The organism is Lawsonibacter sp. (assembly GCF_022777125.1).
Taxonomy (GTDB): domain Bacteria; phylum Bacillota; class Clostridia; order Oscillospirales; family Oscillospiraceae; genus Lawsonibacter_A; species Lawsonibacter_A hominis.
Map to the genome: position 1 here is coordinate 1 of NZ_JALFGV010000161.1, position 14963 is coordinate 14963.

14 protein-coding genes and 1 tRNA gene are annotated in these 14963 nt (G+C 63.1%); 3 read left to right on the plus strand and 12 right to left on the minus strand.

Features of this window, described 5'->3' with window-relative positions; genetic code table 11:
* The 4 genes from MR825_RS13295 to MR825_RS13310 all read right to left on the minus strand — a co-directional run.
* Window positions 1-1073: peptide ABC transporter substrate-binding protein (locus MR825_RS13295; protein ID WP_287881154.1), on the minus strand; the 1073-nt coding region annotated here is incomplete at its 3' end.
* Window positions 1074-1097: 24 nt separating this feature from the next.
* Window positions 1098-1706: a GntR family transcriptional regulator gene (locus MR825_RS13300; protein WP_186907618.1), complete on the minus strand. Its 609-nt coding sequence runs from the start codon at window positions 1704-1706 to the stop codon at window positions 1098-1100.
* A gap of 29 nt (window positions 1707-1735) precedes the next feature.
* Window positions 1736-2908, minus strand: coding sequence for an aminotransferase class V-fold PLP-dependent enzyme (locus MR825_RS13305; protein ID WP_287881155.1), 1173 nt, complete (start codon window positions 2906-2908; stop codon window positions 1736-1738).
* A gap of 88 nt (window positions 2909-2996) precedes the next feature.
* The gene (locus tag MR825_RS13310; protein WP_186907616.1) at window positions 2997-3830 is read right to left on the minus strand and encodes a hypothetical protein; all 834 of its coding nucleotides are present in this window, start codon (window positions 3828-3830) and stop codon (window positions 2997-2999) included.
* Between the two features lie 292 nt (window positions 3831-4122).
* On the opposite strand from MR825_RS13310, the gene MR825_RS13315 reads away from it, so the two are divergent.
* Both MR825_RS13315 and MR825_RS13320 read left to right on the plus strand, forming a co-directional pair.
* The gene (locus MR825_RS13315; protein WP_186907615.1) at window positions 4123-5583 is read left to right on the plus strand and encodes a leucyl aminopeptidase family protein; all 1461 of its coding nucleotides are present in this window, start codon (window positions 4123-4125) and stop codon (window positions 5581-5583) included.
* Window positions 5580-6047 (plus strand): RidA family protein, encoded by a 468-nt coding sequence (locus tag MR825_RS13320; RefSeq protein ID WP_186907614.1) that lies wholly within the window; start codon window positions 5580-5582, stop codon window positions 6045-6047. The genes MR825_RS13315 and MR825_RS13320 overlap by 4 nt, the downstream gene beginning before the upstream one ends.
* 80 nt (window positions 6048-6127) lie before the next feature.
* Here MR825_RS13320 and MR825_RS13325 read toward each other — a convergent pair whose 3' ends face one another.
* Window positions 6128-7417, minus strand: a complete 1290-nt coding sequence (locus tag MR825_RS13325; protein ID WP_186907689.1) for an L-cysteine desulfidase family protein — start codon at window positions 7415-7417, stop codon at window positions 6128-6130.
* A gap of 187 nt (window positions 7418-7604) precedes the next feature.
* Between MR825_RS13325 and MR825_RS13330 the strand changes: the two genes are divergently transcribed.
* The gene (locus MR825_RS13330) at window positions 7605-8252 is read left to right on the plus strand and encodes a GntR family transcriptional regulator (RefSeq protein WP_186907613.1); all 648 of its coding nucleotides are present in this window, start codon (window positions 7605-7607) and stop codon (window positions 8250-8252) included.
* A 397-nt stretch (window positions 8253-8649) separates the two neighbouring features.
* Here MR825_RS13330 and MR825_RS13335 read toward each other — a convergent pair.
* From MR825_RS13335 to polA, 7 genes are all read right to left on the minus strand, one after another.
* A tRNA-Thr gene (locus tag MR825_RS13335) sits at window positions 8650-8725 on the minus strand.
* A 363-nt stretch (window positions 8726-9088) separates the two neighbouring features.
* The gene (locus tag MR825_RS13340) at window positions 9089-9271 is read right to left on the minus strand and encodes a hypothetical protein (protein ID WP_186907612.1); all 183 of its coding nucleotides are present in this window, start codon (window positions 9269-9271) and stop codon (window positions 9089-9091) included.
* A 15-nt stretch (window positions 9272-9286) separates the two neighbouring features.
* Window positions 9287-10297, minus strand: a complete 1011-nt coding sequence (gene tsaD, locus MR825_RS13345) for a tRNA (adenosine(37)-N6)-threonylcarbamoyltransferase complex transferase subunit TsaD (RefSeq protein WP_186907611.1) — start codon at window positions 10295-10297, stop codon at window positions 9287-9289.
* Between the two features lie 193 nt (window positions 10298-10490).
* Entirely contained in the window at window positions 10491-11090 is a 600-nt protein-coding gene (locus MR825_RS13350) for a GNAT family N-acetyltransferase (protein WP_186907610.1), read from the minus strand.
* A 39-nt stretch (window positions 11091-11129) separates the two neighbouring features.
* The gene (gene rimI, locus MR825_RS13355; protein WP_186907609.1) at window positions 11130-11582 is read right to left on the minus strand and encodes a ribosomal protein S18-alanine N-acetyltransferase; all 453 of its coding nucleotides are present in this window, start codon (window positions 11580-11582) and stop codon (window positions 11130-11132) included.
* A 6-nt stretch (window positions 11583-11588) separates the two neighbouring features.
* The gene (locus MR825_RS13360; RefSeq protein WP_287881159.1) at window positions 11589-12179 is read right to left on the minus strand and encodes a GNAT family N-acetyltransferase; all 591 of its coding nucleotides are present in this window, start codon (window positions 12177-12179) and stop codon (window positions 11589-11591) included.
* Between the two features lie 24 nt (window positions 12180-12203).
* A complete protein-coding gene (polA, locus tag MR825_RS13365; protein WP_186907607.1) occupies window positions 12204-14855 on the minus strand; it encodes a DNA polymerase I in 2652 nt (883 codons plus the stop codon).
* Window positions 14856-14963 lie beyond the last annotated feature (108 nt).

Below are 14963 nucleotides of genomic sequence, written 5' to 3' on the forward strand. Positions count from 1 at the left end.
TCCCGGTTGATGGCCAGGGACATGGCCAGGCGGACCTTCTGGCTCTCCATCAAACCCGAGGTGGAGTTGCCGCCCCGGTTGAAGTAGAAATAGCTCACGCCGGGGAAGTCGCCGTGGACATAGCTGTAGTTGTCGCCGGCCAGGCCCTCCCGATAGGGCTGCACATAATCGCCGGTGGGCACGATGGCGGCCAGCTCGCCGTTTTTGAACATGGTATTCTGGGTGGAGACCTCATCGATGTTGATCAGTGTGACACGGGTCAGGTGTACGTTCTCAGCGTCCCAGTAGGTGGGGTTCTTCTCCAGGGTCATGCTGTTGTCCTTGACAAAGCCGGTGACCACGAAGGGCCCGCACCAGACATGGGTGGTATAGTCCGTGTCGTAGAGCTCGCCGGCGGCCTCGATCACATCCAGGCGCACGGGGTAGAGATACGTGGCACCCACCTTGGAGAGGAACTGGGGCGCCGGGTTGGCCAGAGTGACCTCCAGCGTGGTGTCGTCCAGGGCCTTCACCGCCAGGGCCTCCTTTGCCGCTTCGATGTCGGCGTCGCTGGCCGTCTCGGTATCCATGGTATACAGCGCCTCGCCGCCTACGATATCGCCGATAAAGGAGGCGAAGTCAAAGGCGTTGCGGGGATCGCCGATGCGGCGGAAGGAGTCCACGAAGTGCTGGGCCGTGACCTGTACGCCGTCGGACCAGTAATACTCCCGCAGATGGAAGGTATAGGTCAGCCCGTCGTCGGAGACATCCCAGCGCTCGGCGCCCGCGGGGGCCAGGATCTGGTTGCCCGCCTCGTCGGTGGTGGGACGCACCAGGCCCTCCAGCACGTGGGACTGGACCTGGATCTCCTCGGCGGCATAGTTGGCATTGTTGTCAAAGGAGTAGAAGTTGGCGGCCGCCCAGTGGAGCTGGATTTCCTGCTTTTCGGCCAGCTGGGTCCCCTGGGCGTCGGGCGTCTGGGGCCCGGCGCTGGGCTGGGTGGTCTCGGGCGCAGCGTTCCCGCCGCCGCAGCCGGCCAGGGCGGAGCAGGCCATCACGGCTGCCAGCAGAAGTGCAAAAGTACGCTTTTTCATAAAATTCCCCTCTTTTCTGATGTGTTAAAACATTGGGTCCTTGTCGTCGTCTCTCCGGCATTCATGCCGGATGAGCTCCAGTGCCTGATCCTTATCCCGGGCCTTCATGGCGTCCACCAACCGGAGGTGGTACCGGTGCGGCTCGCTCTGGATCTCGGCAAACAGGTTCATGCTGGGTACCCGGATCATCCGGTCAAAGGTATTTTGCACGCTGGCGTACAGCGGCTCGTTGCCGGTGAGCCGGGCCATGGCCATATGGAAATCATAGTTGATCCCCGCAAATTCCCGATAGGCCACGTCGGTGGCCTGGCAGTATTCCCGCAGCGAGTCGATCTCCGTGTCGCTGCAGTGGTCGATGATCCACTGCACTACGCCCTTTTCCAGGGTATAGCGCAGGTAGATCAGCTTGGCGTACTCCTCCTCGCTGAGTTCCCGCAGCAGATAGCCCACGCGGGGGATCTTTTTCAGATACCCCTCCTGGACCAGCATGCTCAGGGCCTCCCGCACCGGCGTCTTGCTGACGCCGTGCTGCTCTGCCAGGTCCTTCTCGTTGATGATCTCGTCGGCTCGGAACCTCAGCCGAATGACATCCTCCTTGATGCGTTCGTACAGCTCCATCGCCTTGGACGGCATCCTACCGCCTCCTTTCCCAGATTGTGATTTTATGCCTGTTTCCACTGCCGGAAGGTATCCAGCAGCTTGTCCATATCTCCGCGGGTGGTGAACGGCGCCACAGAAATGCGCACATGGCCGTCCCTTCCCCGGCTGAAGAGCACCCCCCGCTCCAGGCAGTAGTCCACCAGTTCCTGACTGCGCTGCTCCCGCACCAGCAGGCTGTGGCAGCGGCGGGCCGGAAGGAAGGGGGTATCGATCACAAAGCCCAGCCCCTCCAGGCCCCGGTACAGGTATTCGAAGCAGTCGGACACGTGGCGCTCCACCCGGTCCATGCCGATCTCCATCAGGCGCTCCAGGCCCGCATCCAGCCCATAGATGCCCATAAAGGAAATGGTACCGTTCTCCAGCTTTCGGGCGTCGCCGGGATCGGGGCAGGTAATGCTCCAGCTCTCCCGGTCGATGCCAAGGGCGGGGCTGTCGGCGGCAAAGACGGGCGCCACCTGTTCCATCAGCGCCTGTGCACAGTAGAGGAACCCGACCCCCTCGGTCGCCAGCAGCCCCTTGTAGCAGGAGGCCGTCAGCGCGTCGATCCCCAGGTCGCTCACATCCATGCGCCGGAACCCCAGGGCCTGGATCCCATCCACGATGAGATAGATCCCCCGGGTATGGCACTCCCCGGCCAGCCGCTTCAGATCCAGCTGATAGCCGGAACAGGACTGGACGGCGCTGACCACCATGATGCGGGTCGTCTCGTCGGCGGCGGAGAGCAGGTGCTCCTCCGGCAGGGTGCAGCCGTCGGGCGAGCGGGCCACCCGGCACTCCGCCCCCAGCCGCCGCACATTCAGGCAGGGCATCAGCACCGAGGCGTGCTCCAGATCCCCCACCACCACGCTGTCCCCCCGCCGGAAGGGAAAGCCCTGCAGCAGCAGGTTGACGCCCTCGTTGGTATTCTTGGTAAAGGCGATGCGACGGATATCCGGCGCGCCCAGAAAACGGGCCAGGCGCGCTCTTGTCCGGGCGATGACCTCAATGGCGGGGCCCTTCCCCGCCCCTCCCGCCTTTACCAGGCCGGGTCCCACTGCCGCCTTATCTTCATAAAACCGTTCCATTGCCTCCCGGGCGAAGCGGGAGCCGCAGTTTTCGTAAGCGATGTCGAAAAAGGCAGTCTTCTCTGTGACCGGGAACTGCGCGCGCAGCGCCCGGACCCACCTCTCATCCATTCAAAATCCTCTTCTCCTCGTTTCGACCGCCGGGGCCGCCCGCCGCAGCGGGAACCGCCGCAGGCTTCCAGCGCGTCAAAGCGTTTCTTCAACAGCCGGCGGATGATACCAGTCCGCCGATGCGCGTGACCTCCAGCCCTTCGGCCTGCCATGCGTCCAGCACACGGTTAAAGCCGATGGAATCGCTGGCCATATGTCCGGCGATGATCACGTTGCCCTTGTTGTGTTCCGCCACCGCCTTGATGTCGTCCTCCGGCATATGCATCACGATCAGCGTGCCGACGCCGTAGTCGAAGAAGGTGTTGTACACCTGGGCTCCGCCGCCGGTGACGCCGGCAAAGAGCACGCACACCTTTCCCGCGTAGCTGCCCGGCTCTCCCACCCGGATGGCCGGGTCCTGGAGGGCGCCGCGCACCTCCGGAAACTCGTTAAGGACGTCCACCACATCCTGGAGGGTGGTGAAGGGCTTGTCCTTCGTCAGCGCATCCATCCGCTCCTGCACGATGGCCTGGCCGATCAGGTCGGCCGGGGTATGCAGGCCGAGATAGGGCATGTCGATGAATTTGGCAAAGTCTGCCTGCCGGTTCAGGTTCTTGGAGTGCATCTTTTGGCTCTCCTGCCGCGCCCGCTTCTCAATGGCCTTCTGGGCCACATTGATGGGCACGCCGAAGCGGTACATCAGCATCATCTGGTCCTTGAGCATCTGCTCTCCAATGCGCACCGCCCGGCCCATGATGCCGTGGTGTTCGGCCACACAGTCATAACCCCTCTGCTTGGCGGCCAGCAGAGTGGCGGTATCCATATCGATGCCCGCCAGCACCCGCTTGACGTCCTGACCTGCACAGCCGATCTCGGTATCCACCGTATCCTCCTCCAGCCCCGCCAGCTTCAGCGCGATATTGACCATGGCTCTGGTATCCATAAATTCAGCCCCTTAAAGCAATAAAGTATCTTTTCCAGTATATTTTAAATTATATCACGTGATATTTCAGCTGTATATATGACAAAATTGCACATTATTTTCCCGTTCCATTTGTGCAAAGAGTCAATTTTTGTTTGACAAACACGAAGAATGGCACTATAATGATGTCTGCTGATTCCGCAGGCGGAGGCTCCATGGACGGTTTGGACGAGCCCCTGCGGTTGCCGCAGTCCGCCCGGGTTCCGGATGTGAGGACTGTGCCGCAGACTTTAGGAAAGAGCGAGGGAGATCCATGCAATTCAAAACCGTATCCGCCGCCGCGGGTCCTTATGACGCGGCGCTGCGCGTCCTGCCCGCAGGCGCGCCGGTCCGCTTTTGCGACCAGGCGCTTCAGGCGGCCTGGCAGGCTCATTTGGGGGGCGACCCCCTGACTTTGGAGCATCGGCAGGTGCTGACCCTGCGTCTGCCTCTGCTGGGCGGCTTCACCACCCTGCTGCTGGCCGGCTTCGACGCGGGCGTCCCTGCCCCCATGGATGCATTCCGGTCCCTCTGGGCTCGGCTGGGCGCCCTTCTGGCCGAGTGCAGGGCGTCCAATGTCTTTCTGGACGCCCTGAACGAATTTTCCTTTGCCTCAGAGGCGGAACTGCTGGCCCAGGCATGCGCCGTACTGCCCCTGTGCGAGTATACCTTTGACCGCTATCGTACCGAAAAAGACCCCAGGAGGGAGCACACCGTCTCCGTACTGGCGGACGGGGCGCTCGCTCCGGTCCTTGCGGAGGGCGCGTCCCTGGCCGGCGCTGTCATGACCGCCCGGGACCTGGTCAACGACATTGCCGAAACCCTCACCCCCGCCGAACTGGCCCGCCGCTGCCGGGACCTGGGCGCGTGCCACGGTTTTTCGGTGGAAGTGCTGGACCGGGCGCAGTGTCAGGCGCTGGGCATGGGGCTCTTCCTCGCCGTAGCCCGCGGCAGCGCCTTGGAGCCTCAATTCATCGTCATGCGCTATCGGGGCGGCGGCGCGCAGCCTCCCATCGCCCTGGTGGGCAAAGGCATTACCTATGACAGCGGCGGCCTTGCCCTCAAGGGCAGCGGCATGGAGCTGATGCGCTACGACATGAATGGGGCCGCCGCCGTCATTGGTGCGATGTGCGCCGTGGCGGACAACGCCCTGCCCCGGAACGTGGTGGCGGTGGTCGCCGCCTGTGAGAACATGGTGGACGCCAGGAGCTACCGCAACGGGGACGTATTCCCTTCCATGAGCGGCAAGACGGTATACGTGCGCAACACCGACGCGGAGGGCCGCCTCACCATGGCCGATGCCATCACCTACTGCGTCCGGAAGGAATCCCCCTCCGAGATCCTGGAGGTGGCGGGCCTTACCGGAAGCGTGTGCAATTTTTACGGCAAAGTGTGTGCCGCCGCCCTGACCACCGATCCGGCGCTTTTTGACCGCATCGCCGCCCTCATGCCGGTGACCGGGGAAAAGTATGCCCGGATGCCCGACTTCCCGGAGTACCGGGAGCTGCTCAAAACGCCCATGGCCGACCTGAACAACGCCCCGGAAGGCGGGGCGGGCGGCATTTTGGCCGGGCTGTTTCTGGCGTCCTTCCACGAGGACGTCCCCTTCCTCCACGTAGACTTCGGCGCCATGCCCTTCGTCAAGAGCAAAAGCGACTGTCAGGGCGAGGGCGGCACGGGCTTCGGCGTGAAGACCCTGTACCACTACATCAAGGCAAGGGGGACGGACGCATGAGTGCGCAGGCGCGGCTGAAGGAGCTGGGACTGACGCTTCCCCAAGCGCCCCAGCCCAAAGGAAGCTACTGCACCTGGCGGCAGGCCGGGGAATGGATCACGCTGTCCGGCCAGGGCCCGCTGGTGGAGGGCGTGCTGCGCTACACCGGCCGGGTGGGCGTGGACCTGACAGTGGAGCAGGGCTATGACGCCGCCCGTCTCTCTGCCCTGAACCTCCTGGCCGTGCTCCGTCAGGCAGCCGGCGGCCTGGAGCGGGTGGAGCTGGTGCGTGTACTGGGCTTTATCGCCGCCGGACCCGATTTTGCCGACTACCCCGGAGTGCTCAACGGGGCCTCCGACCTGTTTCTCTCCGTACTGGGCGTCCGGGGCCGCCACAGCCGCTCTGCCGTGGGGGTGTACGGCCTGCCCTTCGGGCTGCCGGTGGAGGTGGAGCTTACCGCCCGTCTCCTCCCGGCGGCCGACTGAAGCTCCGCCGAGCCCCGCCCGCAAAAAGCCGGGGTCCGCTGCGCGATCTCAAGTGATCGCACAGCGGACCCCGGTTTCGTTTACTCGGCGTGCTCGAATTTGACCTGATCCATCATGATGTTGAGGATCTCGGTATCGGTATGATTCATGCCCACCCGTCCGATGTATCCCACGCTCTGGATGGTCGCCTCCACATCGTCCTGGATGATCCCCTCGCCCGCATGAAAGGTCAAGCCGCGCATGCTCAGGTGATGGGCCAGGATCGCCGCATCCACGGCAGAGGCGATCTTGGCCGCGCAGGACGCCTTGGCGCCGTCGCAGATGATACCGCCCACGTTGGCGATGGTATTGACGATGGTGCGGGAGACCTCCTCATAGCGCCCGCCGCTGAGATAGGTGATGGCCGCGCCGCTGCCGCAGGCTGCCGTAACGGCGCCGCAAAAGGCCGAAAGGCTGCCGATGTAATGCTTCTGATGGATGGAGATCAGGTTGCTGACGAGCAGTGCGCGGTACAGGGTCTCCCGGGAGACCTTCCGCTCTTTGGCGTATTCGATCACCGGAAGGGAGACCGTCATGCCCTGGTTCCCGCTGCCGGAGTTGATGACCACCGGAAGGGAGCAGCCTCCCATACGGGCGTCTGAACCGGCGGCCGCCCTGGCCTTGGCACGGGCCTGCACATTGTCGCCGTAAATATCCAGCAGGGTCCGCCCCACCTGCGTGCCGTATCCGTGGCTGAGTCCCACATCCGCGATGGCCGAGTTCAGCTCGATCTGCCGGTCCAGGATGGCCCGGACCTTCTCCAGCTCCACCGTATCCGCAAATTCCAGGATGTCCTTTACGTTGAGCCTGGACCGGTCCACAGCGATCTCGTCCCCCTCGGTCGGGCTGGTTTGGTAGAGTACCCTTCCATCCAGCCCGATCTCCGTGATCAGCGTATGCCGGTTGATGATGGTCACATGGGCGGAATGCTCCCCGGCCCGCACCCTGGCGTCGATGTACAAATTGGCGACATTTTCCCGCAGGGTGCAGGAAAAGTAGCCCTGCTCCATCAGCTCCTGGGTACGTGCGATGTGCTCCGGCGTGATCTCTTCCAAAACCTCCAGCTCACGCTGCGGGTTTCCGCCCACCACACCCAGGACCGCGGCCACGCCCACGCCCTTAAGGCCCCCGGAGTTGGGCACTGTGACGCCCTTTACATTTTTAAAAATATTTCCGCTGCAGCAGATCTCGATGTGCTCCGGGAATTCCCCCAGGACGGCTCTTGCTTTGGCCGCGGCATAGGCGATCGCGATCGGTTCGGTACATCCCAGGGCCGGGACCAGCTCGCTTTTCAGGATATTGATATAATTGGCCTCCTGCAGCGCATCCATAGCGATCCATCCTTTCTCTCTAATCATATTAATAGTATTTTCATTAATATTATCAGCTCTCTTTCTCAAAATGTCAAGGCCGAATTTCCGCCGGATGTTTTCCCTTGCAATTTCCGCCCGGTTTGATAGAATATTGCTACCATAATCCGGGACCGGAGACGGATCCCCCACAAAGGAGCAATCTTCCATGAAGGGCAAGGACAGCCTCAAGGACGCCATCTATAACGCGATCCTGGAAAGCATCATTTCCCAGGAGTACCGGCCCAACCAGGTGCTGAATGAAAAAACACTGGTGGAAAAATACGGCTGCAGCAAGAGCCCTGTCCGTGAGGCGCTGGTATCGCTGTGCAACGACAACGTACTGCGCAATATCCCGCGGTATGGATACGAGGTGGTGCGGCTGACCGTCGAAGACATCCAGGAGATGCTCCAATTCCGGCTCGTCCTGGAGGGCGGCCTTCTGAGCGCCAACTGTGAAAAATTCGGTGCGGCCCAGCTGGACTGTCTGGAGCAAATCGACCAGGCCTGCAGAAGCGCCACGGACGACATCTGGTCGCATTGGGCTTTTAATACGGAATTTCACCTGCGGATGACCGCATTTTGCGGCAACAACTATGCGCTGGATCAGCTGCAGCGGTGTATGGACCGGCTCAAGCGGGCCTACGCGCAATTCTATTGGGGCAAGCCTCAGGCCGCCCTGGCATTCGACACGAAAAATCACAGCGCCATCCTGCACGCGCTCCAGGCGAAGGACCTGGACGCCATCCTGCAGTATTTGAAGGATGATCTCAATGATTTCGGCGGAGAACACAGTTTGTATCCCCTGCGTTTGTGAGTTCCGGCAACCGCTTTCCCAAGTGCTTTGTCCAGACTCTGCACGATGTCTTTTCTGCGGCGCATCCCAATTTCAAACGAGTGGTCCGTTCCGTTCGGAGGGCCGCCCGGCGCAAAGAGGCAGCGGTTCACTTGGAACCGCTGCCTCTTTATTTCCCGAGGTGCATGCCGGCGGCCGGACCCGCCGGAGTGCGCTCCCCCGCCCATGGGCCTAGGAATGGGGCGCGCTTGGACGGTGCGCCCCCTACAGCAGCTCTGAAGGATACCTGTGTCAGCGCCCGCGCAACACGGCCGGGCGCAGCGGGAATTTACCCGGGCGGTTCGATCCCGGAGGGTAGAGCCGCCTCCGGCGGCGGAGCTCAGAACAAAAGGACATCCTTACGGATGTCCTTTTGTTCTGGAGCTGGTAATGTGACTCGAACACACGACCTGCTGATTACGAATCAGCTGCTCTACCGACTGAGCTATACCAGCATTTCCTGTTTTCATACCGAGGGCTGATCGCTGCGCCTTCTGTGCCGCCGCCCGAGCGCCATGCCATCAGCGATATAAAATGATAGCACATTTTTTCCCTGCCGTCAACGGTAGAGTTTCGCGTAGGTGGTCTGTTTTCTTTTTTCCTTCAGATTACAATACGTATATCCCCGCCGTACATGGCGGAACATCTGCAATATTTTTGTCCCCTGCACCCCTCACACGCCCGTTTTCGCCCTATTCCAGAACATGGGTATTGCTGAAATCATGCGGCTTTCCTTCCGCTTACTACGCCCGCTTTTAATCTCCATTTTTCTCCATTTACTTTACATAACTTTATCCAGTAATTTCATCTACTTAGCGTTATTCACATTTTCCACCAGCTTTTCCACCGGCTCTTTCCGTTGAAAACAGGTGACTTTTCCACTTGTCCACATGTTTCTCCACATACTTTAATGAAAGTCCGCCGTTTTTCCCCCCTCCGCTTTCGGTAAACATAATGCTGCAATCCATTTTATCTGCACTTTCCTGCAGACTCTCTTTCAAAAAGGGACGGCCCGTTCAGCCTTTTCCGATGTCCCGGTTGGCATAGGCATTCAGGTCCATCCCGGCCCGGACCCCCGCCAAATACTCGTAATAGCCCTGGCAGCCGATCATCGCGCCGTTATCCCCGCACAAAGACAGCGGCGGCAGGTAAAGCTTGTCTCCGCTGGCCCGGCAGGCAGACTCCAAATCCGCCCGGATGCGGGAATTGGCCGCCACGCCTCCGGCTACCGCCACCTTCCCGTAACCCAACCTGCCGGCAGCCTCCATCGTACGGGGGACCAGCGTGTCGCTGACCGCGGCGGCAAAGCTGGCCGCCAGCCCCGGCAAATCCAGCGTCTCGCCCTTCTGCTGGGCATTGTGCACCAGATTGAGCACCGCCGTCTTCAAGCCCGAGAAGGACAGATCCAGCGGCGCGTCCGCTACGTGCGCGCGGGGCAGCTCATAACGGGTATCGTCGCCTCCCTGGGCCAGCCGGTCCATGGGGGCCCCGCCGGGATAGCCGATGCCCAGCACCCGGGCCACCTTGTCAAAGCATTCCCCCGCCGCGTCGTCCCGGGTGGCGCCCAGCAGCTCCAGTTCTGTGTAGCCGCGCACGTCCACGATCAGGGTGTTTCCGCCCGAGACGCACAGGCAGACAAAGGGCGGCTCCAGCTCCGGATGGGCAATGTAATTGGCGGCGATGTGGCCCCGGACATGGTGGACCGGGATCAGCGGCACGTTGAGCGCATAGGAGACCGACTTGGCAAAGTTGACGCCTACCAGCACCGCCCCGATCAGCCCCGGGGCATACGTGACGGCTACCGCGTCGATCCGGCTTTTCGGGATACCGGCCTGGGCCAGAGCCCGGTCGGCCAGACCGACGATGGCCTCCACGTGCTTTCGGGAGGCGATTTCCGGCACCACGCCGCCGTAGATGGTATGCATGTCCACCTGGGACGCGATGGCGTCGGCCAGGACGGTGCGTCCGTCCCGGACCACCGCCACAGCCGTCTCATCGCAGGAGGATTCAATGGCAAGGATATTCATGGCTATCATCCCTTCTTCCGCGGGCACGGAGACCGACGGGCAAGACGGCCCGGCGCGCCAGCGCCTCTTGACGCGGCGGCCGCGTGGATTCACTTCCCGCGGCCAAGAAATAAAATCAAACGGCGCCCAGAAAGCGCCCCGCGCTTTCTGGGCACGCATCGCAGGAGCATTCCATGGCAAGGATCTGACGCTATCAGTTTCCTTTCATCCAATAGGGACGCTCCGGCACCTCGTCCGGAGCAAGAGGCACCTTTACATCCGTGCGCTCAGGGCCATAGAGCGCACGATGGGCCGCCATCACAGCGGTCAGGTCGCGGGGCGGCGGGCCCCAGAGCATGGCTTGCCACCGCATCCCGCAGGTGGCCATTTCGTATACTGGTTGAAAGCCGTTGCGCGCGTAAAAGGCGATGCGCCGGCGCCGGAGCTCGTTCTCCGCCGGGCTGCCGCCGGGTACCGGGGCCTCGGATTCCAGGATCAGGCCCTGCCCGCCGTAGCGCCGGGCCAGGTGGGCGCACAGCTCGGCCCCCAGGCCGCCGTTGCGCAGGCGGGCGGACACGCCCAGATAGTCCAGCAGTACCAGTCCCGCCCCGTCCGGCTGCCGCCAGATGGTGGCATAGCCCAGCAGTTCGTCCCGCTCGTTGAACAGGCCCAACAGCTCGTAGCGCCCCTCCGCCCGGAGGGACAGGATGTCGGCCAGGGGCTTGCGCTCGGCGGGGGCGAAGGCCTCGGCCAGTTCTTCCGCGTACCACTTCTCGATCTCGGGAACGGTCATGGGACGGATCTCGCGGCGCATCGCGGCGCTCCTTTCTGCCCTGTGGGGCGCGTGGCCGGTTCAGCCGGCCGGGCGGAAGGTACGTGTCATGAGGAGGGCGTCCTCATGAAGCTGCCGGTAATAGTTCTTCCGGCGGCCCACCGGCTCAAAGCCCAGCTTCTCGTACAGCGCAATGGCGGGGGCGTTCGTTTCCCGCACCTCCAGGGTCAGAAACGCCAGGTGCGCCTGTCCAAACCGCAGGAATGCGGAGAGGATGGCCTCGGCCACCCCCTGGCGGCGGTACGCCGGGGCCACCGCGATCTTCTCCAGCGTTCCTTCGTCCAAAATGGCCCGCACCTCGCCGTAGCCCAGCACCGTGCCGTCCTCCCCCTCGGCCACGATCAGGGAGAGCATGTCGTTGTAAAGCTCCTGCTCCAGCAGTTCCAGCGACCAGGGATGGGAAAAGCAGGCGCGTTCGATGTCCGCCACCTGCATCAGGTGGGAACGGTCCATGGGGACCAAGCGATAGTTCAATTCCGTTCATCCTTTCCTTTCACGGGGCGGCGGGGGACACTCTTCCGGACCAAGGGGCACCTTCACGTCGGTCCGCTCCGGCCCGTAGATGGCCCGATGGGCCGCCGCCAGCTCCGCCCGGCCCTCCGGCGGCGTCCCCAGCACCAGCGCCTGAAAGCGCGCTCCGCAGGCGCCTATCTCATACACCGGCCGGAATCCGCAGCGCTCATAGAATGCCAGCCTCCGGCAGCGCAGGGCGTTCTCCGCCGGGTCGCCGCCGGGTACCGGGGCCTCCGCCTCGGTGATCATCACAGCCCTGTCCCGGCAGCGCGCCCTCAGCTGGGAACAGATCCGCCCGCCCAGTCCTCTGTTCCGGTGCGCGGCGGTGACTCCCAAATAATCCAGCAGCACATAGCCCGGCCAAGCCGGCTCCCACAGCAGTGTGGCGTAGCCCAGCAGGGCGTCTTCCTCATAGAGGCCCAGGGCTTCGTACCGGTCGCGCTCCATCAGCGCGGCGATCTCGGACAGCGGCTTGCATTCATCGGGCGGGAAGGCCCTGGTCAGCTCACGGTCATACCATTGCTTCACTTCGGACGCTGTCATGGGACGCAGATACATGGCGCACTCCTCTCCCGCTCCGGCCTACTCCTTTGCTTCCGCCCAGCTGCGGCCTGCATGCGCCTCTGCGGTGAGGGGCACCGCCAGGGCGGCCGCCGACTCCATCTCCTCCGTCAGCAGCCGCTTCACCGCGGCTGCCTCCTCCTCCGGGCACTCCACGATCAGCTCGTCGTGGACCTGAAGCACCAGCCGGGCCGCCAAGCCCTCGGCGCGCAGCCGGTCCCGTACCCGGATCATGGCCAGCTTGATGATATCCGCGGCAGTCCCCTGGATGGGCATATTCAGCGCCACCCGCTCTCCAAAGGAACGCAGATTGAAGTTGGAGGACTTCAGCTCAGGCAGCCAGCGGCGGCGCCCCATAAGGGTGGAGACATAGCCGTCCTTCCGGGCCTGTTCCACCACGCCGGACATGTAGGCGCGCACACCGGAATAAGTTTCAAAATACTTCTCCATATATGCCCTGGCCTCGGCCCGGGTCACGCCCAGGTCCTGGGACAGGGAGAAGTCGGAGATCCCATAGACGATGCCGAAGTTGACCGCCTTGGCCCGGCGGCGCATCTCATGGGTGACCTCCCCCGGCGCCACGCCGAATACCCGGGCGGCGGTGACGGTGTGAAAATCCTCCCCGGAGCGGAAGGCGGCGATCATGGCCTCATCCCCGGCGATGTGGGCCAGCAGCCGCAGCTCGATCTGGGAGTAGTCCGCATCCACCAGCACCCAGCCGGCGGGGGCGACGAACATCTTGCGCAGCTCGGCTCCCAGCTCGGTGCGCACAGGGATGTTCTGAAGGTTGGGCTCCGTGGAAGAGAGCCGCCCGGTGGCGGTGACGGTGTTCTGGAAGCAGGTGTGGATGCGCCCGTCGGAGGCGATGACCTTGCTCAGGCCGTCCACATAGGTGCTTTTGAGCTTGGCGTACTGCCGGTACTCCAGGATCGTGTCAATGATCGCGTGCCGGCCCTTCAGCTTCTCCAGCACCTCCGCATTGGTGGACCAGCCGGTCTTGGTCTTTTTCACCGGCGGCAGGCCCAGCTTGTCGAACAGGATGTTCCCCAGCTGCTGGGTGGAGTTGATATTGAATCGCTCCCCCGCCAAGGCGTAAATCGCCGCCTCGTCGGAGCGGAGGCGCTCGTCCAGCATGACGCCGAAGTCCGCCAGGGCCTTCCGGTCCACCAGCATCCCCGCCCGCTCCATCTCGGCGAGCACCGGGCACAGGGGCAGCTCCACCCGGGAGAAGACCTGCTCCAGCCCCAGCTCGGCCAGCCGGGGCGCGAGGGTGCGGTAGAGCTGTTCGACCAGCGCGGTATGGCTGGAAAGGGCCTTTTCCGGCCCCGCCGGATCGGCCAGGGGGCCGAAGGCGTCCGGAGCCAGGTACTCCCCGGCCTTTGAAATCTCGCGGTTGAAGTAGGTGACGCAGAGCTTTTCCAGCTCATAGCTGCCGTCGGTGGGAGAGAGCAGGTAAGCCGCCAGGGCGGTATCAAACACGAAGCCCCCGATGGGCAGCCCCTCCTCCAGTAAACCGCGCATCAGGTCCTTGACGTTGTGGGCCACCTTCGGGATGTCGGGGGCGAACAGGCCCCGGAGAAAGTCGTTGTAGCTCTCCAGCCGGTCTGCGCAGAAAAGCGCGGTACGGCTGTGCTCCGGCTCGCCCCACTCCACGCACACCGCGTTTCGGTCGGGCAGCGCCACCAGGGATACGTGGGAGCGCTCCCGCCAGAGGGCCAGCAGCTCCTCCATCCGCGCCCGCTCGGTCACCGTTTCCCGCGCGCAGGCCGCCGGAGCAGACGCTTCCGCCGGGGAAACCCCCGGCGCGGAGAGGCCCAGCTTCTCGATCAGCTTGGAAAACTCCAGCCGCAAAAACAGCTCGTAGAGGGCGGGGGCATTTACCGGGACACACTTTGCGTCCTCAGGCCGGAAGTCCAGGGGCGCGTCGCAGCGGATGGCGGCCAGCTCATAGGACATACGGGCCTGCTCCGCTCCCTCGGCCAGCCTTTTCCGCACCGCGGGCTTGGCCTCCACCTGCTCCAGGTCCGCGTAGACGGCCTCCACGCTGCCGTAGCGCTGGATCAGGTCCATGGCGGTCTTCTCCCCGATGCCTTTGACGCCGGGGATGTTGTCGCTGGCATCCCCCATCAGGGCCTTCAGGTCGATCATGTGGATGGGCGCAAAGCCGTAGGCCGCACGAAAGGTCTCGGGCGTCATCTCCTTCGTGGTGGTCTGCCCCATACGGGTGGACACCAGCTTGACCCGGGTATGCTCATCCACCAGCTGCAGGGAGTCCTTGTCTCCGGTCACCACCACCGTATCCCAGCCCGCCGCGGCGTCCCGGGCGGCAATGGTGCCGATAAGGTCGTCGGCCTCCCAGCCCTCCAGCTCGTAGCGGGGGATGTTCATCGCCTCCAGCACGTCCTTCAAAAGGGGCATCTGGCTGGCAAGCTCGTCGGGCATCCCCTTGCGCTGGGCCTTGTATCCCTCGTAGGCCAAATGCCGGAAGGTAGGCGCGGGCAGGTCGAAGGTGACGCACAGGGCGTCCGGCTGCTCCTCGTCCGTCAGCTTTTGAAGGATGTTCAAAAATCCGTAGACGGCGTTGGTGGGCTGGCCGTCCCGGGTGGTGAGCATCCGCACGCCGTAAAAAGCCCGGTTGATGATGGAATTGCCGTCGATGACCATGAGCTTCATGGGGAACCTCCCGCCTCCGGGTAAAAATACCCGGGCATAAGATATCAGAATACAGTATAACAGTTTTCCCCAAAACGGGCAAGCGCCATCCGGCCGTTTTCCTCCCCC